Origin of the sequence: Brevibacterium sp. CT2-23B (assembly GCF_013168765.1) — a bacterium.
Taxonomy (GTDB): Bacteria; Actinomycetota; Actinomycetes; order Actinomycetales; family Brevibacteriaceae; genus Brevibacterium; species Brevibacterium sediminis.
Genome location: NZ_JABBYK010000004.1, coordinates 208,817 through 232,389, shown reverse-complemented (window position 1 = coordinate 232,389; position 23,573 = coordinate 208,817). Strand labels below are relative to the sequence as shown.

Annotated in this window: 19 protein-coding genes; 6 read left to right on the top strand and 13 right to left on the bottom strand. The window is 65.6% G+C overall.

The genetic code is table 11. From position 1 onward, the window contains the following. Nucleotides 1-19: 19 nt before the first annotated feature. From HIM68_RS12025 to HIM68_RS12000, 6 genes are all read right to left on the bottom strand, one after another. Complete coding sequence (locus HIM68_RS12025) at nt 20-1,876, bottom strand: glycosyltransferase (RefSeq protein WP_367647521.1); 1,857 nt, start codon at nt 1,874-1,876, stop codon at nt 20-22. 22 nt (nt 1,877-1,898) lie between these two features. After that, a complete protein-coding gene (locus tag HIM68_RS19360) occupies nt 1,899-3,665 on the bottom strand; it encodes a HAMP domain-containing sensor histidine kinase (RefSeq protein WP_172172467.1) in 1,767 nt (588 codons plus the stop codon). Nucleotides 3,666-3,778: 113 nt separating this feature from the next. After that, nucleotides 3,779-4,777 (bottom strand): electron transfer flavoprotein subunit alpha/FixB family protein, encoded by a 999-nt coding sequence (locus HIM68_RS12015; protein WP_253903952.1) that lies wholly within the window; start codon nt 4,775-4,777, stop codon nt 3,779-3,781. A 2-nt stretch (nt 4,778-4,779) separates the two neighbouring features. Next, a complete protein-coding gene (locus tag HIM68_RS12010; RefSeq protein WP_172172463.1) occupies nt 4,780-5,592 on the bottom strand; it encodes an electron transfer flavoprotein subunit beta/FixA family protein in 813 nt (270 codons plus the stop codon). Nucleotides 5,593-5,594: 2 nt separating this feature from the next. Then, nucleotides 5,595-8,108: an FAD-dependent oxidoreductase gene (locus HIM68_RS12005; RefSeq protein ID WP_172172461.1), complete on the bottom strand. Its 2,514-nt coding sequence runs from the start codon at nt 8,106-8,108 to the stop codon at nt 5,595-5,597. A 172-nt stretch (nt 8,109-8,280) separates the two neighbouring features. Further along, entirely contained in the window at nt 8,281-9,159 is an 879-nt protein-coding gene (locus HIM68_RS12000; RefSeq protein ID WP_172172459.1) for a LysR family transcriptional regulator, read from the bottom strand. Between the two features lie 219 nt (nt 9,160-9,378). On the opposite strand from HIM68_RS12000, the gene HIM68_RS11995 reads away from it, so the two are divergent. Continuing rightward, nucleotides 9,379-9,972 carry a short chain dehydrogenase gene (locus HIM68_RS11995; RefSeq protein WP_139906726.1) on the top strand — a complete coding sequence of 198 codons (594 nt, stop codon included), beginning with the start codon at nt 9,379-9,381 and terminating at the stop codon, nt 9,970-9,972. Nucleotides 9,973-10,065: 93 nt separating this feature from the next. On the opposite strand, the gene HIM68_RS11990 is transcribed toward HIM68_RS11995, so the two are convergent. Beyond that, nucleotides 10,066-10,842, bottom strand: coding sequence for an IclR family transcriptional regulator (locus HIM68_RS11990; protein WP_172172457.1), 777 nt, complete (start codon nt 10,840-10,842; stop codon nt 10,066-10,068). A gap of 118 nt (nt 10,843-10,960) precedes the next feature. Between HIM68_RS11990 and HIM68_RS11985 the strand changes: the two genes are divergently transcribed. After that, nucleotides 10,961-11,710: an IclR family transcriptional regulator gene (locus tag HIM68_RS11985; RefSeq protein WP_139469410.1), complete on the top strand. Its 750-nt coding sequence runs from the start codon at nt 10,961-10,963 to the stop codon at nt 11,708-11,710. A gap of 18 nt (nt 11,711-11,728) precedes the next feature. Here HIM68_RS11985 and HIM68_RS11980 read toward each other — a convergent pair whose 3' ends face one another. The 3 genes from HIM68_RS11980 to HIM68_RS11970 form a co-directional block, all read right to left on the bottom strand. Further along, a complete protein-coding gene (locus HIM68_RS11980; protein WP_367647520.1) occupies nt 11,729-12,715 on the bottom strand; it encodes a sigma factor-like helix-turn-helix DNA-binding protein in 987 nt (328 codons plus the stop codon). 42 nt (nt 12,716-12,757) lie between these two features. After that, nucleotides 12,758-13,237, bottom strand: coding sequence for a carboxymuconolactone decarboxylase family protein (locus tag HIM68_RS11975; RefSeq protein WP_139906729.1), 480 nt, complete (start codon nt 13,235-13,237; stop codon nt 12,758-12,760). 140 nt (nt 13,238-13,377) lie between these two features. Further along, nucleotides 13,378-14,238: a methylenetetrahydrofolate reductase gene (locus HIM68_RS11970; protein WP_172172456.1), complete on the bottom strand. Its 861-nt coding sequence runs from the start codon at nt 14,236-14,238 to the stop codon at nt 13,378-13,380. A gap of 144 nt (nt 14,239-14,382) precedes the next feature. On the opposite strand from HIM68_RS11970, the gene HIM68_RS11965 reads away from it, so the two are divergent. Further along, nucleotides 14,383-15,687 (top strand): glycine cleavage T C-terminal barrel domain-containing protein, encoded by a 1,305-nt coding sequence (locus tag HIM68_RS11965; RefSeq protein ID WP_172172454.1) that lies wholly within the window; start codon nt 14,383-14,385, stop codon nt 15,685-15,687. A gap of 355 nt (nt 15,688-16,042) precedes the next feature. Here HIM68_RS11965 and HIM68_RS11960 read toward each other — a convergent pair whose 3' ends face one another. Beyond that, complete coding sequence (locus HIM68_RS11960) at nt 16,043-17,497, bottom strand: APC family permease (RefSeq protein ID WP_172172452.1); 1,455 nt, start codon at nt 17,495-17,497, stop codon at nt 16,043-16,045. Between the two features lie 170 nt (nt 17,498-17,667). Between HIM68_RS11960 and HIM68_RS11955 the strand changes: the two genes are divergently transcribed. Together HIM68_RS11955 and HIM68_RS11950 are read left to right on the top strand one after the other, a co-directional pair. Continuing rightward, nucleotides 17,668-19,002: a TrkH family potassium uptake protein gene (locus HIM68_RS11955; protein WP_367647519.1), complete on the top strand. Its 1,335-nt coding sequence runs from the start codon at nt 17,668-17,670 to the stop codon at nt 19,000-19,002. Between the two features lie 72 nt (nt 19,003-19,074). Continuing rightward, nucleotides 19,075-19,812, top strand: coding sequence for a TrkA family potassium uptake protein (locus tag HIM68_RS11950; RefSeq protein WP_139469405.1), 738 nt, complete (start codon nt 19,075-19,077; stop codon nt 19,810-19,812). A gap of 117 nt (nt 19,813-19,929) precedes the next feature. On the opposite strand, the gene HIM68_RS11945 is transcribed toward HIM68_RS11950, so the two are convergent. Both HIM68_RS11945 and HIM68_RS11940 read right to left on the bottom strand, forming a co-directional pair. Then, on the bottom strand, nt 19,930-20,226 hold the full coding sequence (locus HIM68_RS11945) for an antibiotic biosynthesis monooxygenase (RefSeq protein ID WP_172172450.1): 297 nt from the start codon (nt 20,224-20,226) through the stop codon (nt 19,930-19,932). Nucleotides 20,227-20,475: 249 nt separating this feature from the next. Next, on the bottom strand, nt 20,476-21,795 hold the full coding sequence (locus HIM68_RS11940) for a site-specific DNA-methyltransferase (RefSeq protein ID WP_172172448.1): 1,320 nt from the start codon (nt 21,793-21,795) through the stop codon (nt 20,476-20,478). A 37-nt stretch (nt 21,796-21,832) separates the two neighbouring features. Here HIM68_RS11940 and HIM68_RS11935 point away from each other — a divergent pair, with 37 nt between their 5' ends. After that, a complete protein-coding gene (locus HIM68_RS11935; protein ID WP_216657117.1) occupies nt 21,833-23,458 on the top strand; it encodes an FAD-dependent oxidoreductase in 1,626 nt (541 codons plus the stop codon). The last annotated feature ends 115 nt before the right edge of the window (nt 23,459-23,573 follow it).

Genomic DNA, 23,573 nt, shown 5'->3' with positions numbered 1-23,573 from the left:
GGGCAGCGCAGCCCGGATCTCAGTGCTGACCGCGGGTCGGCAGATCGAGGAAACGGGAGCGGATCTCGACGATCGTGTCGTCGCCGACCCGGGACAATCGCGGCAGTGCAGCACGTGCGGCATCGAACTCGCGGCTCTCGACCAAGGTTGTGAAGTCTTCGGCAGCCACCTGCAGTCGGCGTGCTCCGACCATCGTCGACGACACCCGGATGCTGGCGATCGCATCGCTGGTGGCCAGCACGTCCTCGGCGGCCACGGCCTGCTGCAGATTCGCCAGACGGCGCGGCCAGATGAGGGCGAACCGGGACACGATCTCCTCGGCGTACTCGTCCCTGCCTTCGAGCTCCTCGGCGAGTTCGGTGAGGCTGTTCTGGTCGAGCAGCGGAACGACCTGCAGTGCCGCCGGGGTGAAGGTCGAGGTGACGAGCACGTCGTCGGCGTTGCGCTTCGTCTTCGCCCACGAATTCCGGCCGGTGACCATGCGGGCGATCGCGCGGGGATAGTAGAAGTAGGTGAAGTAGACGTAGACGAGGTACCCCAATCCCAGCAGCACCGAGGCGGTCCGACCGATGGGTTCGGGCCCCCACCGTCGGTAGAGCGGGCCCCACAGGGCATAAGGGAGAACGACGAAGACGAGCCCGGTGAGGACGATGATCCAGGTCGCGGCATCACTGACGAATCCGAAGAATCCTTGGGCGATCGCGACGGCTGTGACGATCGGGATGAGCAGGAGATTGAGCATCATCAACCACGGTTGGCTCATGAAATAGTGGATCTCGACGAACCCTGGGAACCTCAGGACGCGGCTCCTGCGCAGAGCAGGCAGATTAGATGCGCACTCCATGATTCCCTGTCCCCACCGCGTGCGTTGCGTGAGGAGTCTGCGGAAATGGGGCAGTGCCTCCTGGGACACATGGGCCTGCGGGAAGTAGCCGTTGCGGAATCCGCGGGTAAGGATATTGAGCCCGAGCTCGTAGTCCTCGCTGAGCTTGTTTCCCCACGGTTCTCCATGGTCGTCGGTGAGTGCGTCGAGGACGGTGAGGCGAGTGAACTGTCCGTTGCCGCCCATGCCGACGGTCCCAGTAGTCACCCGCAGCTGCTGCATCGCCGAGTTCGAGGTGCGGAACTCGATGTCCTGCATCCGGATGAGGAACCGGCCGAGGAGGTTGAGGAACCAATTGCGTCCTGGACGCGGCCGCTTGTCGCCGCGGTTCTTCATCCACACTTCGAGCTGCGCCGCGCCGAGGGTCTCGTCTCCGAAGCCAGCCGGGCCCGAGAGCACTGACAGGGCGTTGTCGGAGAGGAACCCGTCGGCGTCGAGGACTCCGATGACGGCGCGGGCACGGTCGGCGGAGTCTGCGCCGACGAATCCGGACACCGAGCGATAGGCCGCGTTGAGCGCCTTCCCCTTGCCCGTCCGTGCCTCGGGCAGAACTCGGGAGATGAGGTGGGTACGGTCGTCGACGTCCATGATGTCGGTGACGATGGCGGCGGTGGCGTCCTCGCTGGCGTCGTCGATGACCCAGATGTGCGCGGTGGGGAAGGACGTCCGTGCGGCCGAGACGGTCTCGGCGATGACGGACTCCTCATCGCGGCAGGGGATGAGGAAGTGCCAGGTGAAGTCCGTGGGGTCGCCGGGGTCGACGGTTTTCTGCCGGACATAGGAGATGAGCAGCAGGCTGACATAGGCCAGTGAGAGCGACGCCGTGATGGTGATGGTGATGAGCGCGATGTCGAACCACCAGTACTCGCCGAGGCGCCCAAACGATCCGGAGAAGCAGAAGATGTAGGCCGCGAGAATCCCGTAGACAAGGGAGAGCAGCACCGCGATCGGACCGATCTGTCTCGTCGAGGACTGGCCGTCGTCTCTGGTCACGGTCGGGCTCCTTCGTTTCGGGTCACGGTCGAGTTCCTTCGTCTCGGGAGGGGATGCGGACGCTGAACGTGCTGCCGGCGCCTTCGATCGAGGACACCGTGATCGTTCCGGCGTGTGCGTCGACAATGCCTTTGACCAGGGAGAGTCCCAATCCGACGCCCCGCTGGTTCGAAGCTCGGGCGGCAGCGCCGCGGAAGAACGCCGTGAAGAGCTGATCGACCTCGCGGGCAGGCATTCCTGCTCCGTCGTCGACAACGTCGAATCCGATGCCGAGCGCATCAGAGCGGGTTCGGACGGTGACGCGATGTCCGGGGCCGGAGTATTTGATGCCGTTGACCACGAGGTTCGTCAGCACCTGCGTGATGCGCTTTGAATCGGCCGAAATCGTCGGGGAACCCGCGGACTCGACGGCGAGTTCGACTTTCTGGTCGGCGGCCGTCGAGCGAAGCTGTTCGACGACGTCGTGGATGAGCGGGGCGAGTTCGAACTCGGTGATGTTCAGTTCGAAGCGGTTCGACGGTGTCTGCTGGGCGCTGAGAATGTCCTCGACCATGGCGAGCAGCTGATCGGAGTTCCGTTGCACGACGGCCAGATGTGAGGAGATCGCCGAGGCGGCTGCGCGGGAGCCGTTCTCGAGTTCGTCGAGAGCGAGGTCCGTATACCCCATGATCGAGGTCAGCGGCGTCCGCAGTTCGTGCGAAACCGAGGCGAGGATGCGTTCGCGGGCCCGGATGAGCTGCTGGGTGGATGTCACGTCCTGGGTGGTCACGATCGTGTGCGGGGCGATGCTCGGGTGCCCCTGCCAACTCACCGAGGAGATCGACAGCGCCAGCTGATCACCGCCTTGCGGGCCGACCCAGATGAGTTCATCGGCGAACCGTTCACCGCGGCGGGCACGGGCCACCGGTGACTCCCTCGGGTCGATTCGGGTGTGCCCATCGGCGCCGAACATGTCCCCGTCGGCGATGGCGGACTCGTCGATGACAGAGTCTCCGGCGGCGGAACTGCCGATGGTGGTGTCTGCGTCCCCGGGACCATTCGAGGTGGTCCGAGCGCCGGCCAAGCGTTTGACCGTCGCGTCGAGGTGGGAGGTGAATGCGGGGTTCTTGAACGCGGTGTCCCCGTTCTCGTCGAAGACGATCAATCCGACGTCGACGCTGGCACCGGTGCCGCGCAGCAGCGCGCTTGTCTTCTGCAGATCGCTGGTCAGGCTCTGCTGCCGCTCAAGGGCCGCAGTCAGGCGCGTGTTCATCGAACGCAGGCGCGTCTCGAACCCGATGGTCAGCCCGGAGACGAGCACGACGGCCACGGGCAGGATGAGTGCGAGCACGATCCGGGCGGCATCGACCGGAGCATCTCCGCCGAACAGGCTCACTGGGGTGAGGGTGATGAGCACTGCCCCGAGTGCGATGACGGCGCCGCGTGTGCGGAAGCTTGTGACCAGCCAGACGACAGGGGTGAAGGCGAGGATCGACAGGCCCGCCCCGTCGGGGTAGGTTCCCAATCGGCACAGGCCCAGGGCGAGGAAGTCGAGCAGTGGGATCGCGAGATTCGGCACCCAGGGGCGTAAGAACTTCTCCGAGTAGACGGCACCGAGCGTGGCGATGACGAGCAGGACGGACCCCGATATGAGCCACTCGTGGCCCACTGCTGAATCCGGTCGCAGGGCGCTGAGCAGGGCTGCGCTCGCCCCGAGCAGGATCGCAAATGAGACCTGGTGGATGATCGTGAAGGCTTTGGTATCGCCGGCGATGAAGCCGAGGTAGGCGATGCGGACGAGCCGGTTCACCGCCGATCCGCCGATCGTGTCGAACTCAAGTGGACAGAGCGCACGACAGCCGCCTTTCGCCGCTTCCTGGAGACCCCCATTTGCGGAGGTCTTTGAGGAAACTATAACTGCGCTCAGCCGCGACGGCGGACGATCTCCTCGTTGACGGCTCCGACCACCTCGTGGAGGTCGCCGATGATCGCATAGTCCGCCCGCTGGACCATCGTCGATTCTTCATCGGTGTTGATGGCCACGAGCGTCTTCGCCCCCTCGATTCCGGCCATGTGCTGGATTGCTCCTGAGATCCCGCAGGCGATGTAGACTTCGGGGGAGATGCGGCTGCCGGTCTGGCCGACCTGCTCGGCGTGCGGGCGCCAACCCAGGCCCGTGACCACGCGAGAGACGCCCAGGGCACCGCCGAGGTGGTCGACGAGTTCGAGGACTTCGACGAATCCGTTCTCCGAACCGACCCCGCGACCGGCCCCGACCACGGCCCTGGCCGAGGTCAGTCCGGACGCATCATCGGCGGCCTCGACCTCGGTGCGCTGGACACGGGTGGCCAGGTCCGCCTCGGCGACGGTGAGGTCATAGGCGTAGACCTCCGGGGTGGTTGGGGTCGTCTCTTCGGGAGTGCAGGCGTGACCGGCGATCGTGAGCACCTGCAGATCCCCGTCGAGGCGGAGGCGTTCGAAGGTAGTGCCGCCGTGGACCTGACGCAACAGGCCCTCTGCGTCGGCGGCGATGACATTGGCAGCCATGCGGGCGCCGGTGCGGACCGCGGCGTGGGCCATGAGCTCCATGCCACGCGGGGTGCCCGAGGCCAGCAGCGTGCCGGCCTCCGGAGCGACGTCGACGATCGCCTGCGCCCAGGCCGCTGCCGAATACTCCGCGAGATCCGGATGCTCGAGATGATGGATGACGCCGACCCCGAGCCGCCCCAGCGTCTCAACCGCAGCATCACTGAGCGGGCCGATCACCACCCCCTCCGTGCTACCTGACGGCGGCCCAGATACCTCGCGCGAGGTTGCTGCGCCCCCGTCAGGTAGTAATTGGGGGTTTTTGCGGGCGAAGGTGATGGCTTCGGCGGAGGTGAGTGTGACCTCACCTGCCGGGTCCGTTTCGACGAAAACCATAGTCATGGCCGGATCACTCCGATCTCCTCGAGCACATCGACCAGGGCGGGAGCCGCTTCGGGGCCCTCGCCGAGGATGGTCACCGAACTCGCCTTCACCTCAGGCAATTCGAGCCGGATCCGGGGGCTGCCCGTCCCCGGAACGGGTGCGTCGTATTCGACGACCTGCGCCTTCTTCGCCTTCATCCGCCCGGTGATCGAGGGGTAGCGCGGATCGACCCCGCCCTCATGGACTGCGACGACCGCGGGCAGATCGAGGGAGAAGATCTCCGTTCCCACCGGCCCGATCCCGCGCGCCTCGATCCGCCCGGCGCCGCGCTCGCCGCCGGGTTCGCCGCCTCCATCCGCCCCGCCGACACTGATCGTCTGGATATTCGTGAGCACCGGGTACTCGAGGTCGTAAGCCAGGCGGATCCCGACCTGGAAATCGCCGGTGTCGGCGGCATCGTCACCGGTGAGGACGAGGTCGAAGGTCTGCCCCGCCTCGGCGCGATCGCGGATGACATCACCGATGACCTGCGCAATATCCTCGGGGGCGAACACGGACGGGTCGGCCGCCTCGACGAGGATGCCGTCGTTCGCTCCCACCGCCACGGCCGCACGCAGCTGCTCGACCGCCTCGGCGGGACCGAGAGTGAGCACGGTGACGGTCCCACCGGCCTGGGCCGCGGTCTGGATCGCAAGCTCGACAGCGCACTCCTCGTGTGAGGACATGGTGTGGCCGAGCCCGGATTCGTCGATCCCGGTGCCCGCGTCGTCGAGAGTGACGGAACCGGCGATATCGGGGACACGTTTGATGCAGACGAGGATGTTCACGGCTACCTCCGGATGCACTCGTTGTCAGGGTCGAACAGCGGCGTCGAATCGACCGATGCCACCGTCACCGGATAGAACTCCTCCATGTACACGACCTGCAGACGGTTGCCCAGCACCGCCTCGGCGGGTGGGAGGAACGCCATGAGCACGTGTTTGCCCAGGCTGGGAGCCGATCCCGCCGAGGTGACATAAGAGTGGCGACCGTGCCCGTCGATCAGCGGATCGCCGTCCGCGGAGACGATGGGTTCCCCGCCGAGCATGTACCGCTTCTCCCCGCCGGCGCTCGTGTGATCGTCGACGGTGAGCGAGCACAGCACCGTCTTCGGCTCCTCCTCGCGGTGGCGCAGATACACGGCCCTGCCGACGAAGTCCTGGGACTTCACCTTCGGTCGGGCCATCCCGACCTCGACGACGCTGCGCTCGGAGTCGAGCTCGGCCCCGAATGCGCGGTAGCCCTTCTCGATCCGGCCCGTGGTGCCGTAGACGCCGAGTCCGACGGGGAGCAGTCCGTGCGCGTGGCCGGCGTCCATGAGCGCATCCCAGAGCTTCAGCCCCGATTCCATCGGCACGTAGAGCTCCCAACCGAGGTCACCGACATAGGAGATGCGGGAGGCGAGCACCTCGAGCGAACCGATCTCAATCGTCCGGGCGGTGCCGAACTTGAACGCCTCATGGGAGACATCGGAGCTGGTGAGACCGCCGAGGATGTCGCGGGCTCGCGGTCCCCACAACCCGATCGTCGTCCACGAACTCGTGAGATCGGCGATCTGCGCCCCCATATCGGGCAGTCGGTCGGCGAACCATTTCAGATCGACCATTCCGTGGGCGGCACCCGTGACGACGCGGAACCGGTCGTGCGCCAGACGCATGATCGTCAGGTCGGAACGGAACCCGCCGTTCTCATCGAGGATCGGGGTGTAGACGACCCGACCGATGGCGACATCCATCTGAGCCAGGGCAATGTGCTGGACAGCGTCGAGAGCAGCCGGACCGAACACATCGAAGATGACGAAGCTCGAGAGGTCGACGAGCCCGGCACGCTGCCGCATGGCGAGGTGTTCGGCGTTGATGATCGGTGACCACCAGCGGGAATCCCATTCGGCGCTGCGGTCCATGACCGCGTCACCGAACTCCTCGAGCAGACCGGCATTCGACTGATACCACTGCGGCCGCTCCCACCCGCCGGCTTCGAAGAACACGGCCCCGAGATCGGCCTCGCGATGCCACATCGGGGATCGGCGGACGTCACGGTCGCTGGCCCACTGCTCGCCGGGGTGGACGATGCCATAGGTCTTGTTGAATGCCTCCGAGGTGCGGGCGCGCACGTGTTCGCGGGTGCGCTGATGGGAGTGGAATCGAGCGATGTCGGCACCCTGCACGTCGATCTCCGGCAGTCCGTGCGTCATCCACTCGGCCACCGCCCGCCCGACGCCAGGACCTTCCTTCACCCACACGGCCGCCGCCGACCACAAGCCCTTCACCTGGGGTGATTCGCCGAGGATGGGCGCCCCGTCCGGAGTCAGCGAGAGCAGTCCGTTGATCGCGTAGCGGATCTCGACGTCCGGATTCGACAGCACCTCGGGCATGAGCTCGACGGCCTGTTCGAGCTGCGGGTCGAAGTCATCCTCGGTGAACGGCATCTCCGTGGGGGAGAGCTTCGCCGCCTCGATCGAGGGAATCTCATCAGGGTCGTGGAGGATCGGCCGGTGGGCATAGGAGCCGATCTCCATGTCCGAGCCGTGCTGACGTTCGTAGCAGAAGGTGTCCATGTCCCGCACGATCGGAAACGAGATCTCGCCGGGACGCTCGGCAAGTTGCGGGACGGGCCCGACGCTGATCATCTGGTGGACCGCCGGAGTCAGTGGGATGGCCGCACCGGCCATGGCGGCGATCCGCGGGGACCAGACACCGCAGGCGATGAGGATGCGGTTCGTCGCGATCTCACCCTTCGTCGTGTATACGGCTGCGATCTGCCCGTCCCTGACATCGATGCCGGTCACCTCGGTGTTCGGGGACACGGTGAGCGCTCCCTTGGCTTCGGCGGATTCGCGCATCATCGTGCCCGCCCGGACCGAATCGACGACTCCGACCGTCGGGGTCCAGAATGCACCGAGGATGGCCTCGGGATCGAGGAACGGCACCTTCTCGGCGACCTCGGCGGGGGTGACGAGGGAGGATTCGATGCCCCATGCGCGTGCCGAGGCCATGCGCCGCCGCAGCTCCTCCATGCGCTCCTCGGTGCGGGCGACTTCGAAGCCGCCGGACTCGGTGAAGACCCCGAGTTCTTTGTATTGGCGCATGCTGTCGAGGGTGAGGTCGGTGATCTCACGCGAGTGGTCGACGGGGAAGATGAAGTTCGAGGCGTGCCCGGTCGAGCCGCCCGGATTCGGCAGCGGGCCCTTGTCGATCTGGACGATATCGGTCCAGCCGAGCTCGGCGAGATGGTGGACGAGGCTGTTGCCGACGATGCCGGCGCCGACAACGACGACGCTGGCCTGGGCGGGGACGTAAGCCATGAGCAGGCTCCTCTCTGAAAGCATCTTCGCCTTCACCGGCATCGTTGCGAATTATGCAACGATGCGCGCTATGTGGAACTGCGTACGATGATCGTCCTCCGCCGAGGCCGGAGTGTCAAGAGGTCGCTTGCGCGGTCATTGCGCGGTCGGACGATCGCGTCGAACGATAGCGTCAGGGCTGAGCGGTCAGCTCCCGGAAATACCGCTGAGCGAACTCGGCGAATCGGGGACAGGCCGAGTGGGCGCCGCGGGTGTTCCACTCGATCGTGACGTCGACCTCGGGCGAATCGACGATCTCGCGATAGACCACCTCGGGGTGGGAGTAGGTGAATGAGGTCGCCGCCGAGGTGACTCCGACGGCCTTGTCGAGGACGACGTTGACCAGCCATTCGTCCGTATTGCCCGCCATCAGCGGACGAGGCGCGACAGGTCGGTCGTCCCAGAGCCGCAGACTCGCCGTCGGCGAGACGGAGCACAGCGCCACCGTGCTGTGGGCGATCTGGTCGAGGCTCAGCTGAGGGCTGGCCGCGAGCGGGTTGGACACGGAGACGGCTGCGACGAGGGACTCGCGAAAGAGCGGCCGGCACTCTCGTCCCTCGGGTGCTTGTGGTTCACCGACGGCCCGTTTCACAATGGCGATGTCGATATCGGCCTTGGCCAATGCAGCGTCCAGATCGTCGGGTCGACTCGCATCGATCGGTGTCTGCGAGGTGGCCTGCCATTCCCTGATGAGCCCGTGCGTGTGCTTGCCCAGTCCCGCCCATGCCCATCCGAGCCGGAGGGGTTCGCGATCGTCGCCGAAGCGTTCGAGCAGCCGGTCGAGCCGGCCGACGAGGGACGCGGCCTCGACAGCGAACTCCATTCCCCGCTCGGTGAGCACGACGCTGCGGGTGGTCCGCTCGACCAGCGTCGTCCCCACAAGTTCCTCCAGCTGCGAAATGGTCCGCGACAGAGTCGGCTGGGTCGTGCCGAGGAGCGCAGCGGCGACCGTGAACGAATGGGTCTGATCGATGGCGACCAGGGCGCGGAGATGACGCAGCTCAACACTCATGCGCTCAGCGTATAGCGACCGATCTGGATTCTCCAGGCCGCGCGGAGAGGCGGAGTCCTTGGGAAGACCGAGGCACCCAGGGGGACCAGCCGTTCTGGCGGAGCGACAGCCTTTTCATGCGTCTCAGACATGAATATCCGCACAGAAGTATTTCTCTTCGCCTCCGAACGTGCCTAGGCTCGCAGCAGACCACCACACCAGCGAGACGAGGGAGACACCATGAAGGTACTCATCATCGGAGCCAAGGGACACGTCGGAACCGCGGCCGTCCGAGCGCTCGAAGGCAAGCACGAAGTCATTCAGGTCGGTCGGAGCACGGATCCGGCGGTCGATCTCGACGATCCGGCGACGATCGAGGCGCTGCTGAACGAGGTCGGTGAGGTCGATGCCATCGTGTGCACGGCCGGACACGTCCCGTTCAAACCCGTCACGGAACTGACCCGGGAGGACTTCGAGTCGGGGTTCTACGGCAAGACGCTCGCCCAGCTGGATCTGGTGCGCATCGGCCTGCCCCATGTCAGGGACGGCGGTTCGATCACCCTGACGACCGGGGTGACGGCCCGCGCCGCGATCCCCACCGGATCGGCGGCCGCGATGGCCAGTGGAGCCATCGAATCATTCGTCATGGCCGCCGCCGGTGAGATGCCGCGCGGCATCCGCATCAACGTCGCCAGCCCGACCGTTCTGGAATCGGCCACGCATTTCCACGACTTCTTCCCCGGGTTCCCGCCGGCCTCCGATGAGGCGGTGGGCAATCTCTACCGCCGCGCCGTCGAGAGCATCGACACCGGCACCACGTACATCCTCGACTGACCACCTCCCCGAGGAGGAGGACCACACCCACGCCGAGGCGGGACCCCAAGAGCGCGTCCGTGCCGATTTCGTGGGGTACCGACGTCGCGTGGCTCAGTGTTCGCGCCACCCGAGGCGGGCCGAGATGTCGGCGGCGGCCGAAGTGAGCAGGTCTTTCGCCGAGGCGACCTTGTCCTCGGTGAAGCGGAAGCTCGGTCCCGAGGCCGAGATCGACGCGATGACGTCCCCGTGAGCATTCCGCACGGGAGCGGACACTGCGGTCAGCCCGACCTCGAGCTCATCGACGACGAGCGAGAATCCGGTGGTGGCCACCTCGGCGATCTGGGTGAGCAGCTGCGCAACCGAGGTCACGGTGTGCGGGGTGTAGCGGGTCAGCTTCGCGCCCAGGGTCCCACGGATGCCGGCCTCGCTCAGGCCGGAGAGCAGGACCTTGCCGTTGGAAGTCGCGTGCAGCGGAATGCGCTGCCCGACCCAGTTGTGGCTCTGCACCGAGGCAGTCGACGAAGCCTGATCGAGGTAGAGCGCGGCACCGTCGGAGAGGACGGCGACGTTGATCGTCTCGCCGGTCGCCTCGGCGAGCATCTTGGTGATCGGGCGGGCTTCCTGGACGATGTCGAGACGCGCGGTCGTCGCTCCGGCGAGGCGGAGGATGGACAGGCCCAGACGATATCTGCCTCGGCGATGGTCCTGCTCGACGAGTCCGCGGGCTTCGAGGGTGGAGACGATGCGTGAAGCAGTCGACTTGTGCACGCCGAGTTCACCGGCGATCTCGGTGATCCCGGCGAGCCCCGTGCGGGCGATGATCTCGAGGATCGTCACGGCTCGATCCACGGATTGGACGCCGCCCGAGCCCGCATCTTTGTTGCTCATTTCGAAACTGTAACTCACGACGCGCAACCCGGCCAGAGTCTGAGGGCGTGGGGTAGGGTGAGTGCGGTCGGTGGGCCTCGATTCCGCCGACCCCCTTTCCCCGACGGAGCTGAGCACGATGAGCAATGGGACCCAGTCGATCGACCGGGCGGCAGAGATTCTGTCGTTGGTCGTGAGGTCCGACGACCCGATCTCCTACACCGAGGTGGTCGAAGAGACCGCATTGGCTCGGTCGACGGTCTCGCGCCTGCTCTCCGCCCTCGAACGCAACGGTCTGGTCGAACGCGACGGTGACGGCCTCTACCGCGGCGGATCGCTGTTCGCGACCTATGCTTCCCGCTTCGACCGAGTGGAGAACCTCGTCGCCGCAGCCGACCCGACCCTGCAGCGCCTCAGTGAGGAGACCGGTGAGACGGTCAACCTCGCCATGCCGGGACCCAAAGGAGTCGTCCAGGTTGCCCAGGTCGATTCGACGTTCGTCCTCGGCGCCACGAACTGGGCGGACGTCGAGGTGCCGCCGCACTGCTCGGCTCTGGGCAAGGTCATGTTCGCCTATGACGTCATCCCGCTGCCGACCGGCAGGCTGGAGCGGCGCACCGAGAAGACCTTGGGCTCACGCAAGGAGCTCACCGACGATCTCGACACGGTTCGTGATCGCGGATTCGCCATCGTCCACGAAGAGTTCGAGATCGGACTCGACGCTCTGGCCGCACCGGTGTTCGGCATCGACGGAGACGTCGTCGCGGCCGTGGGAATCTCCGGACCGACGATGCGCATCGCCGAACACCACGATCGCCTCGGTGCGCTGCTCGTCGACGAGGCGGGACTGCTCTCGCGCAGTCTCAGACGCAAGGTCACCCACCGGTAGGGACGGTCGGACCCGGTGTCATGACACAGGATCGGTGCGCATCCGTTTCAGTTTGTCCGGGTTGTTCACTTGTCGCAGGCCCATCACGCGGCCGGTGTCGTCGACCTCGACGGCCAGCACTCGCAGATCACCGTCCTTGACGATTCCGATGCCCGCTTCGCCGTTGACAGCGATCACCCCTGTCACCTGCTGGCTGCTGGGATCGCTCGGATCGAATACCGCGGCGAAGAATCGGATGATCCGATCGATGCCGAACAGCGGATTCCGAGTGGCCGGGACCTTCCCTCCGCCGTCGCTCCAGAAGATCGCATCGTCGGCCAGCAGCAGACGCAGCGCCGAGCTCTGATCGCCTGAGCGGATTGCGTCGACGAGGCGGTCGATCACCTGCCTGTTGCCCGAGCGCGGTAGGTCTCTGTCGAGGTCGAGCCGTCGTTCGGCTCTTGAAATCATCTGCCGGACAGCGGCGGCAGATTTGTCCAGGATCGAAGAGATCTCGCTCGCGGGGACGTCGAATGCTCGGGACAGAACCACGGCTGCCCTGGCTTCGGGAGTGAGCTGATCGGCCAGATGCAGCAGGGTCACCGACAGCAGCTCTCTGTTCGCCACGGCTTCATCGGGCAGTGCTTCGGTTGCAATCGGTTCGGGGAGCCACGACCCGGGGTACTCCTCTTTGACGCTCTCGAGATGCCGAGCCTGGTCGATCGACCGGCGGACGCAGACCGTCGTCAGCCACCCCGGCCAGGAACGCACTGTGCGGGTCCTGCCGGGGCCGGCGGACGGCTGAGTCGACGTGCCGGAAGGCGGCTGAGTCGAATGGCCAACGGCACCGTCGGAACTATCGGCGGCACCCTTCCGCTCTTGGACGACCGCTGCGATGCCGACCTTGGAGACGATGTCCTCGGCCAGCCCGACGTCTCCGAGCATGCGGTAGGCGATTCCGAAGAGTCGCCCCCGGTGCTCTTCCCAGGCGCGGGTCGCCGGTGATTCGGTGTCAGGCGCGTTCACGTGCACCAATGTAGACCACCGTGGATTCTCAGTGGCGGCGGCTCACGACTGCTCGCCGTCTGCCGGTGCTGCAGCAGACTCTGCCTCGGCCGGTGGGACTGTTTCGGTGCTGATCGCCAGGCGGTTCCACACATTGATCGTCGAGATGCCGAGCAGGAGGTCTCCCAGCTGCTCATCCGTGAAGTGGCGCGTCGCCTCTTCCCAGATCTCGTCGGTGACGGAGTCCGGTCCGATCTTCGTCACGGCGTCGGTGAGGGCGAAGACGCTGCGCTCGCGGTCGTCGAAGAGCGACCCGGTGTGCTGCCAGGCGGCGACGTTGACGACCTTGCGCGAGGAGACTCCCATGGCGATCAGGTCGCTGGAGTGCATGTCGACGCAGAATCCGCAGCCGTTGACGATGGAAGCGCGCAGCTTCACGAAGTCGTAGAGTTCTGTGCCGAGGGCTCGCCTGCAGTAGGAATCCATATGTGCGACGGAGGCGTAGGCCTTCTTGTTCATCTGGTCGAGGCTGATGCGTGCCATGGGGTCCCTTTCACTTGATGCTTTTGCGGCGGGTGACTCTTCGGCCCGCCACCTACTGTGTCGGATGGGGATCCCATTGTGTGACACCGGAGCGACATCGGGTGATCGAATCGGCCCGATCGTCGCTTCTCACCACCCGATCACCACGCGGTCGAGACCTCTTCGGCGCCGCCGAGGGCCGCGAGCTGCTTGCGGCGCCAGACCTCGGTGTCCTTGATCTGATTGAACGTATAGATGTGCAGACCGGCGACGCCCATATCCTGGTCGTCGAGGACCGGGCCGATCTTGTCGAGGAACTTCCGCGGGTTGTATCCGCCGGGCTTGGCCATCCGCGTGAAGGTCGCCGTGTTCTTCCGCAAGAACCGCGTGGACTCTCCCACCCCGATCTTCGTCGCGACCCGGGCGAGCTTCGCTAGCTCCACCTTGCCGGCAATACCGAGGACCAGCGGCAGTTCGACGCCCCGTGCGCGAACCCTGGGCACCCAGGACGCGATGAGCGCCGGATCGAAGCACAGATTCGACACCAGGTGCGTGGCGTAATCGCGTTTGTCCCACATCGCCTGGATCGTCACATCGTCGGGGATGATCGGATGCGATTCCGGATAGGCGCTGACGCCGATGTGCTGGAACGGTGCGGCCATGGATGAGAGATCGACGAGGAGGTCGTGCGCACCGACGTATCCGCCGGCCGGGGGAGTGGCGTCTCCCGCGGGGACGAAGATCCGGTCCACAGCCGCCTCGGCGAGGCGATCGACGATCTCCGTGAGCTCGGGTCTGCCGTGGATCATCCGTGCGGCCAGGTGGGGCACGGCGCGGAAGCCCAGGGCCTGGAGCTGTTCGGCCGTGGACAGCGTCGCCTCGAGGGTCAGCCCCGTCGACGCGGTCACCGTGATCTCGCGGCCCGGTGCCACGTACTCCTCGATGCGTTCGACGATCCCGGCCGTGGGCAGAACCTCGTAGCGGGTGGTGCTCAACAGACTGCGCAGCGTTGACTGTGACATCCTCGTCTCCTTCTCGGAGGTCGATTCATGAAACTCGCATGTGCGAGTCCCTTGCGTCCCGGTGTGTCCGATCCTACACTCATTGTACCCATGATATGGGAATCAAGTTCCATAATATAAAACTGTGCAAGCAGGGGGAACACCATGGACAACAATGTCCCGTCAGTGGACCAAAGCCACAGAGAAGTCCCGATCAACCTTCGTCAATCCGGCCCCACCCCGGTCGAAATGCTCATCGACACCCGCGTCCGTAAGTCGCCCTATTGGGAGCTGTCTATGCAGCAGGGCTGCTGGCGGGCGTCGATCTACAACCGGATGTACCATCCACGCGGCTATATCCCCCGCGACGAGGGCGGCATGATGGCCGAGTACCAGTCTCTCGTCAACGATGTGACCCTGTGGAACGTCGCCGTCGAACGGCAGATCCAGGTCAAGGGTCCCGACGCCGAGGCGTTCGTCAACTTCGTCATCACCCGTGACGCGACGAAGATCCCGGTGATGCGCGCCCGCTACGTCATCCTGTGCAACGAGGCCGGCGGCATCCTCAACGATCCGATCCTGCTGCGGGTCGGCATCGACGAATTCTGGTTCAGCCTCTCCGACACCGACCTCATGCTCTGGTTGCAGGGAGTCAACGTCGGCGGCCGGTTCGACGTCACGATCGCTGAGATCGACGTCGCACCAGTGCAGGTCCAGGGCCCGAAGTCCGTCGACGTCATCGCCGACCTCGTCGGGGAGGAAGGACGCACGCTGCCCAGCTACGGACTCATGGAAGCTCAGGTCGGCGGCCGCGACGTCATCATCTCCCAGACCGGATTCACCGGTGAGAAGGGTTACGAGATCTATCTCAAGGATGCGACGAAGTACGCCGAGGATATGTGGAACGCCGTCCTGGAAGCCGGCGAGCCGTACAACATCAAGGTCGTCGCCCCCAGCCACCACCGCAGGATCGCCGCGGGCATCCTCTCGTGGGGGCAGGACATGGATTTCGAGACGCTCCCGTTCCAGGTCAACCTGTCGTACCAGGTACCACGGAAGAAGGAGGCCGACTATATCGGCAAGGCCAGACTCGAGGAGGTGCGCGGGCTGATCGAGGCCGGTACCCCGCCGTATCGCACGCAGCTGGTGGGTCTGCTGGTCGGCGGGAAACCGATCACAGATTACGCGCCCGACTTCTGGCTCGTCTCCGCCAGCGCTGACGGTGAGGCGGTTGGGTACGTGACCTCGCCGTGGTATTCGCCGGAACTCGAAGCGAATATCGCGATGGCCCATGTGCCGGTGTCGGCGACCGAGCTCGGCACCGAATACTGGGTGCATCTGCCGGAGCCGTTCGCAGATGATCCCGAAGTCCCGGTGCGCGCCGAGGTGGTCGAGATGCCGTTCCGCCCGAGCGTGAACCCCAACCAGCGTGAGCGCCTGAAGATGCGCGGCCTCGACGCAGCCGTCTGAGCCGACGCCCGCTCCCCGAGACCGAGCGCGGTCGCCGTTGCGCAAAGCCGGCGGCCGCGTTCGCATGTTCGGATGCGCTCGGATATTCGGGCGCGATAGTCGGCTCAGAGCAGCGGCATCACACACCGTCGGTGCCGAATCCTCCCGTTGGCAATGCCGGCATCCCTCACCCGGAGTAGCTTCTCCTGCAGGTAGCAATGCACCCCTCACCCGCAGCGGCTCACCACCCCGGTGCAGAGGGGCGATAGGTCGCTGAAGGTGAGGGATGCGACCCCCGGTGCGGATTGCCACTAGTGGTGCGGGATGCGACTGAAGGCGAGGGGCGCGCGAAGGTGCTGCGCGGCGGCTCACAGGTTCACTTTCCGCGGAGGGCCCTGACCTTCGCGAGGAGTTCGTTCTCGGCATTCGGTCCTGCTTTGACGCCGCGCGGCAGCCGGAACATGAAGACGATGCCGATGATCAGCCACAGGCCGAACATCGCCCACGACTGCCATGCGAGCTGTGCGGAGACCGGCGTGATCGGCAGGTAGAGGACGAAGAGGACGAGTGTGAGCACGGCCGAGATGACACCGATGGCGAAACCGGAGTTGCCCTTGCCGCCGATGCGCAGCGGGCGGTCCATCGCAGGTTCGCGCTTGCGCAGGACCAGGAAGGCGACGCTGACGAGGAAGTAGGCGATGACGATCGCGGGCGAACCCGCGTCGACGATCCACCCCAGGGCCGCCGAACCCAGGAACGGTGCCAGCGCCGAAAGCGCTCCGATGAAGAGGATCGAGTTGACCGGGGTGCGGTAGCGCGGGTGCAGCTTGCCGAACCAGGCCGGGATCATTCCGGCCACGGCCATCGCCCACATGAGGCGGGACGAGCCCATGAGGAAGGCGTTCCACGAAGTGATGATGCCGGCCAGACCGCCGGCGATGACGAGTTTGCCCCAGATCGCCGAGTTGAACATGACCGTGAGGGCATCAGCGGTGACGAGGTCGTGCGTGGCCAGTTCCGAGGCGGGCATAGCCAGGGACGTCATCCAGATGATGATGACGTAGAAGGCGATGGCCATGAACACCGAGGCGACGACGAGTTTGCCGATCTTCGCCGGCGGCAGGTTGATCTCCTCGGCCGACTGCGGGATGACGTCGAAGCCGACGAAGAGGAACGGCACGACCGCGACGACGGCGATGAAGCCGGAGCCGCCGCCGGTGAACAGAGGTTCGGCGTTGGCGGCCTCGCCGCCGACCAGCCCGCCGGCCAGGAGCATGAGGGCGACGATGATGAGGAACGAGACGACGAAGGTCTGGACGAGGGACGCGACCTTCACTCCGCGGATGTTGATCCAGGAGATGATGATTGCGGTGACCGTGCCCACGAGCGCCCAGGTGAGGTACACATCGAAGTCGGCGATCGTCCACAGTTTGACGAACTCGAGGTCCGGGAACAGGTAGAGAGCGGTCTTCGGCACGGCGACGGCTTCGAACATGACGACGCTGATATAGCCGCCGGTGATCGCCCACGAACCGAAGAGAGACACCTGTGGGCCCATCGCTCGGATGAGGTAGTTGTGCTCACCGCCGGCATGCGGCATGGCGGCGACGAGTTCGGAGTACACGGTTCCGACGAAGCACATGATGATGCCGCCGACGACGAAGGCGAGGATGGCGCCCATGGTGCCGGCGCCCGACAGCCATTCTCCGGTGAGCACGACCCAGCCGAAGCCGATCATGGCGCCGAATCCGATGAAGAGAGCATCGATCGAGCCGAGGGCTTTGACGAAGCCGTGGTCTCGATCCGTTGTTGCTGCCTGCGGTTGACTCATGAGGTTCCTCGACACTTCTCTGTGGATGGACGAACAGGTGCTGGGCCGTGCCCCGGGCATGAGCCGAATCACGGCAACTCCGATAAGGCAGAGTAGCAGGATTCTGACCGTTACCGGTGAGTTGCCTGCGGGTGACGCCGAACCGTTGCGATGGTGCTACATTTCGTCTGGTGCACAGCTCACATCGCTCAGCGATCGTCCGCGTCATCGCGGGCTACCTGGCAGCGTTGGTCACCGGAACCACTCTGCTCATGACCCCGGCGGCCACGGTCGCCGACGGCGGCATCTCACTGCTCAAAGCCCTCTTCACGGCCACCTCGGCGCTCAGCGTCACCGGACTCGTCGTCCTCGACACCGGTCAGGACTTCACGCTCTTCGGTCAGATCGTCATCATCTGCCTCATCCAGGCCGGCGGTCTCGGCGTGCTCCTGCTCACCGCACTGCTTGCCCTGCTGCTGGCGGGAAAGGCCGGTCTCCGGCTCCGCCAATCCGTGGCCTCGGAGACGAAGAGCGATGCGATCGGCGGCGTCAAGCCTCTCGTCCTGCGCATCACGGCACTGACCTTCGGCACGGAACTCGTGGTCGCCTCGGCGCTGTTCCTCCGATTCTTCCTCCACTACGACGAACCCGTCACGGCCGCGATCTGGGATGCGATCTTCCACGCGATCTCCGCGTTCAACAACGCCGGATTCGGGCTCCGTCAGGACAACCTCGTCGACTACGTGGCCGATCCCTTCATCTGCGGTCCGATCGGACTGGCGGTCATCCTCGGCGGGCTCGGCTATCCCGTCCTCATCGAACTCGTCCGGCGCTACCGAACTCCGCTGAAGTGGGGTCTGACCACGCGGATCATGGTCGTCATCACCCCGTTTCTGCTCATCGGCGGCACTGTCTTCATTGCCGTCATCGAGTGGAACAATGCGGCGACGATGGGCCATCTCGACGCGTGGGGGAAGATCCAAGCAGCGACCTTCCAATCGACGATCACGCGCACGGCCGGGTTCAACTCGATCGACATCAGCCAGATGCACACGGTGTCCTGGTTTGGGATGGACGTCCTCATGTTCATCGGCGGCGGACCGGCCGGCACGGCAGGCGGCGTGAAGATCACGACGATGGCGGTGCTCGCGGCGACGACGTGGACGGAGATCAGCGGCGGACGATCCGTGACCCTGTTCGGTCGCCGCATCTCCCGTGACGTGCATCGACAGGCGACGACGGTCATCGTCCTCGCGCTCGGCTGGGTGCTGCTGGCGACGATGGTCATCCTCCTCTGCGACCCGAGATTCGGCCTCAGCCGGGTCCTCTTCGAGGTCATCTCCGGATTCGGCACGGTCGGTCTGTCGACCGGGATCACCGCAGATCTGTCCGCGCCCAGTCAGATCGTCCTCATCCTCACCATGGCGCTCGGCAGGCTGGGTCCGGTGACCGTGGCGTCCGGTCTGGCACTGCGCGAGCGCCCCATCCGCTACGAACTGCCGAAGGAACGGCCGCTGATCGGCTGATGGCAGGTCCATCGAGAGCCGAATCAACGACTGCCGACACCCCCGCCGAGGCGGCTCAGAAAGGAAAAGACCATGAACGAGAAGAAGAACTGGATGGCGCGCTCCGCGTCGTTCTTCACCGGCGACCCCTCGCCGCTGGCGAAGGACGGAGCGGTGGCCGTGATCGGGCTCGGCCGCTTCGGCGGATCCCTGGCGCGCGAACTCGCAGAGCATGGAGTCGAGGTCATCGGCGTCGACCGTGACGAGTCGGTTGTAGCCGAGTTCGCCGATGTCCTCGCCCACGCCTCTCGCGCCGATGCCACCGACGAGGTGGTGCTGCGACAGTTGGGCATCGACGAGGTCTCCCGCGTCGTCATCGCCATCGGCAGCGACCTCGAGGCGAGCATCCTCGTGGCCTCGCGGATCCTCAAGCTCGGCAATCGGCACATCTGGGCGAAGGCGATCAGCGAAACCCACGCCGAGATCCTCCATCAGCTGGGCATCGGCAACGTCATCAGCCCCGAGAACGACATGGGCCGGCGCCTGGCCCACCTGATCAGGGGGCATATCTCGGACTTCCTGCCCATCGACGAGGACTTCGTCCTGGCGCGCACCACTCCGCCGGTGCGCACGACCGACGTGCCCTTGGCCTCACTGGGGCTGCGCACGAGGTACGACGTCACGATCGTCGCGTTCAAACGCCGCGGCGGCACCCACTGGGACATCGCCGATCGAGACGTCACGCTCTACGCCGACGACGAGATCCTCGTGGCCGGCAGCCCGAAGAAGGTCGAAGCCTTCAGCGAATTGGACAAGGACGCCGACGCATAGGTCGACGTCCTTGGACGATTGGCATTCCCTCGCCGAGGCGGCACTTGACGTTTCAAGGTCTCCTCGCCGAGGCGGCGCAGTGTTTGGGCGCGTAAGCTCGGGGCGCTGCTGAGGGCTTCAGTCGCCGAGGTCGACGACCTCGAACTCGAGGAGGTCCGCTTGCTCGGAGACCGGCTTCTTTCCGCTGGACTCGTGGGCGGATGAGCGGTTGGCGCGCCAGTTCTCGAAGTCTTCGCGGGTCGCCCACTGGGTGTAGACGAAATACTGGTCCCCGCCGGCCACCGGGCGCAGCAGCTGGAAGCCCTCGAAGCCGGGAGCCCCGTCGACCGAATGCTTGCGCTGCGCGAAGCGCTTTTCGAGTTCAGCGCGAGCTGGTTCGGGGACGGAGAGCGCATTGATGGCGACGACTGACATGGTTGCTCCTGTTCGAGTTGGCAGCTGAGTCACCTCGACCCTACGTCGTTGATCCGAGCGCTGTCTGAAGAGTCCGATTGTTCGCCCGCAGAGTCTCAGATCCGACGTCGTGCAGCGGTGCAGGAGCATGGAGGCGATTGTTGGGTCGATCCACGGTGTTCTGGAGGTCGAAAGCACCGTGGATCGACCCAACAATTCAGTCGGAAGGTACGACGGGGCGGTCTTCGGCTGTCACGTCGCCGCCGGGCGCTATTCGCCGTCGACGACCTCGAGTTGGGTGAAGATCAGTCCGGGAGAGTGGACGTCGGCGGCGCGACGGATGCGTTCGGCGGTGAGTTCGCTGATCGTCGGGAACTCGGCGTCGCCGGCAGCGGTCGCACCGTCTGTGCCGCCCGCGCCATCGCTGCCAACAGCCACCACGGCCCCGCCGGTCCGCTCGGCTCCGCCACCAGCTGCCGTCACCACGGCCCGGGCAGTCTTCGACCGCAGCGGTTCCGGGGTCTGCACGAGCACGAACGACCGCGACCCCTGATCCCGTTCGTTCGCGGCCATCACGGCCTGTGCCGTGGTCCCGGATCCGGCGAAGAAGTCGAGGACGATGGCATCGGGGTCGAAGAACGTCTGCGAGGCCACGAGCGCCTTGACCAGCTCGACCGGCTTCGGATAGCTGAATACGCCCGCCAGGCCCAGCAGCTCCAGATCGTTCTGCCCGCCGAGCGCCTTGATGATCGAGTACAGCTTCGAACTCGCATTCTCCGCCGGGGTCACCCGCACCACCGCATGCTTGCCCTCTGTGCCCCAGGGCCGCAGGATGTACTCGCCCGATGCCAACTTCGCATCCACATCGGCGAGTTTCCCCTCACCCTTGACGGCGACGATGTCCTCGTACATCAGCCGCCGCTCGGACCCGCGGGCATAGCGGCCGAAGCCGGCGCGCAGCACATCGGTCTCCACGAGCATCCGCCTGCCGTTGATGACCTCGAGCTTCGCCGGTGACTTCTTCTCTGTGAGGAACGGCCCGACCTGATTCGCATCGCGGGCCCACACGTGCACATAGTCGTGCCCGCGCACGAAGGAGCGGGCGTTGCCGCCGCCCTTCGCGCGCTGATGGATGAGCGTGCCCAGCGAATTGTCTTCACCGAAGATCTCGTGCCCGAGCAGCTGAGCCCACGCGCTCTCCTTGTCGTCGAGATGGAGGAAAAGCACCCCGTCCTCACGCATGAGCTCACGGGCGAGCAGCAGTCGCGGGGTCATGAATGACAGCCAACTGGCGTGATCGTGCCCGTGATCTTTGTAGGTGTGCGCGTTGCCCGTGTTGTACGGCGGATCGATGTAGACGACCTTGACCTGCCGGAGGTGCGTGGCCAGCAGGGCCGTCAGCGCGGGCAGATTGTCCCCGACGACGAGCAGATTCTCGTGTGGATCGGGAACGTGAGCGGTACCGTCGACGTCCCGCAGATGCGGACGACCATCACCGAGATGGCCCTCCCGTTCAGGGTCACAGTCCACGAGGCGGCGACCGAGGTCGATGGCGGCGGCCTTGCCGGTCCACTCCAAGACGGTCGTCATCCTTCTCCTTCATCCCGAACGGTGCCAAGATTGCTGTATGAGTATTTCACGAGTGGCCGTGGTCGGTGCCGGTATCCTCGGTGTCGCCGCCGCCCGCGAAGTCACCAAGCGGTTCCCCGACGCCGAGATCACCGTCTTCGACAAAGCTGAGAACGTCGCTGCACATCAGAGCGGTCACACCTCCGGAATCGTCGACTCTGGTCTCGGCCAGAAGCCCGGCTCGGCGGAGGCGAAGCTCACCCGCCGCGGCCTCGAGCTGCTCATTCCCTATATGGCTGAGGCAGGCGTTCCCTACCGGGAATGCGGGCAGCTGCTCATCGCTCAGAACACCGATGAGGCCGAACGCCTCGAAGAGATCTTCGCCCGCGCCAAAGACAATGAGGTTCCAGGCGCCAGACTGCTCGAGCGTCACGAGATCGGAGCCGTCGAACCGGCCGTCAGGGGAGTCCTCGGGCTCTTCTCACCCCATGCGGCCATCGCCGACTTCTCGGCGCTCACCGCAGCGCTCGCCTCCGATGTGCGCGCCGCCGGAGGGACATTCCGCTTCGGAACCGAGGTCACCGGATTCGACACCATGAGCAACGAAGTCCGACTGCGTGGGCGCCCGGTTCCGCCAGAAGACTCGCCGGCGGGGGAGGGAGCCCCAGCCGGAGAGTCCGATCAGGCCGACCGTGGTGCGAACACGGCCGGCGATCGGGTCGGGTCGGGTAAGGATGCCGTCGATGACCGCGACCGACGCGACGATCAGGCCCACGACCGCGACCAGCGCGACGATCAGGTCCATGACCGTCCGCGCACCTATCGCGGAGAAGAGGGCCGCGAACCCGTCATCGGCATTGCAGACGAGCTGCGCGATCGCTTCGGACAGAAGGACTGGTTCAAACAGGCCGAATCGACGCTCGGTGAGTGGACGCAGAAGGTCTCCGACGCGTGGGCGAACCGCGACGGCTCACGCCTCGGCGACTCTGGCTCACGCACCGGTGACGCTCCCAGCGGCAGGTCGCGCAGCGAAGCGCCAGCCGAGGAAGTGCTCGGCACCTTCGACATCGTCATCGTCTGCGCCGGTCTCCAGACCGATCGCCTCGCCGTCTCAGCGGGACTCGACGCCGAACCGAGGATCGTACCCTTCACCAGCGACTTCTACCGAAGCCCGGCCACCGACACCGAGGTGGTCCGCGGCATCATCGGGTCCGTTCCCGACCCGCAGTCCCCGTTCGCCGAAACCTCGATCGTCCGAGGACTCGACGACGGGCTCATCCTCGGACCGAACACCTTCGTCGCCCTCGGCCGTGAAGCCTACGATCGGCACGGGTTCGACCTCGCCGACATCACCTCGACCGCCCGCTCCAAGGGGTTCTGGAAGTTCGCCGCGCAGACAGCGAAGACAGCGGCCCGCGGAGTCAAACCCCTGGTGAGCAAGACTGCTTTCGTCGACGGAATCCGCCGCTTCGTTCCCGAGCTCGACCAGAACGACGTGGCGCCCGGGGCCCGCGGTGTCCGAGCTCAGGCGATGACCGCCGAAGGCGAACTCATCGACGAACTCACCATGACCAGGCGCGGCAGGCTGACCGTGGTCAGGTCCGTGCCGAAATGGGCGGCCACCTCGGCGCTGGCGATTGCCGAAACGATCGTCGATCGGGCCTTCGAGAACGCGGCCCGCTGAGATCGCCCCGCCGCGGACCGTGCCGCGCTGACGTTCCCAGCTGACCTGCACCGCCGCTCTGGGACGCAGACAGCTGCTATGGTAATTTAGCTTAGGCTAACCAAACTATGAGCGA

Bases quoted from the DNA above. Each gene is read 5' to 3' on its own strand.
- HIM68_RS12015 (WP_253903952.1), bottom strand. From the start codon at position 4,777: ATGGTTTTCGTCGAAACGGACCCGGCAGGTGAGGTCACACTCACCTCC.
- HIM68_RS12005 (WP_172172461.1), bottom strand. From the start codon at position 8,108: ATGGCTTACGTCCCCGCCCAGGCCAGCGTCGTCGTTGTCGGCGCCGGC.
- HIM68_RS12000 (WP_172172459.1), bottom strand. From the start codon at position 9,159: ATGAGTGTTGAGCTGCGTCATCTCCGCGCCCTGGTCGCCATCGATCAG.
- HIM68_RS11995 (WP_139906726.1), top strand. From the start codon at position 9,379: ATGAAGGTACTCATCATCGGAGCCAAGGGACACGTCGGAACCGCGGCC.
- HIM68_RS11990 (WP_172172457.1), bottom strand. From the start codon at position 10,842: ATGAGCAACAAAGATGCGGGCTCGGGCGGCGTCCAATCCGTGGATCGA.
- HIM68_RS11985 (WP_139469410.1), top strand. From the start codon at position 10,961: ATGAGCAATGGGACCCAGTCGATCGACCGGGCGGCAGAGATTCTGTCG.
- HIM68_RS11975 (WP_139906729.1), bottom strand. From the start codon at position 13,237: ATGGCACGCATCAGCCTCGACCAGATGAACAAGAAGGCCTACGCCTCC.
- HIM68_RS11970 (WP_172172456.1), bottom strand. From the start codon at position 14,238: ATGTCACAGTCAACGCTGCGCAGTCTGTTGAGCACCACCCGCTACGAG.
- HIM68_RS11965 (WP_172172454.1), top strand. From the start codon at position 14,383: ATGGACAACAATGTCCCGTCAGTGGACCAAAGCCACAGAGAAGTCCCG.
- HIM68_RS11960 (WP_172172452.1), bottom strand. From the start codon at position 17,497: ATGAGTCAACCGCAGGCAGCAACAACGGATCGAGACCACGGCTTCGTC.
- HIM68_RS11950 (WP_139469405.1), top strand. From the start codon at position 19,075: ATGAACGAGAAGAAGAACTGGATGGCGCGCTCCGCGTCGTTCTTCACC.
- HIM68_RS11945 (WP_172172450.1), bottom strand. From the start codon at position 20,226: ATGTCAGTCGTCGCCATCAATGCGCTCTCCGTCCCCGAACCAGCTCGC.
- HIM68_RS11940 (WP_172172448.1), bottom strand. From the start codon at position 21,795: ATGACGACCGTCTTGGAGTGGACCGGCAAGGCCGCCGCCATCGACCTC.
- HIM68_RS11935 (WP_216657117.1), top strand. From the start codon at position 21,833: ATGAGTATTTCACGAGTGGCCGTGGTCGGTGCCGGTATCCTCGGTGTC.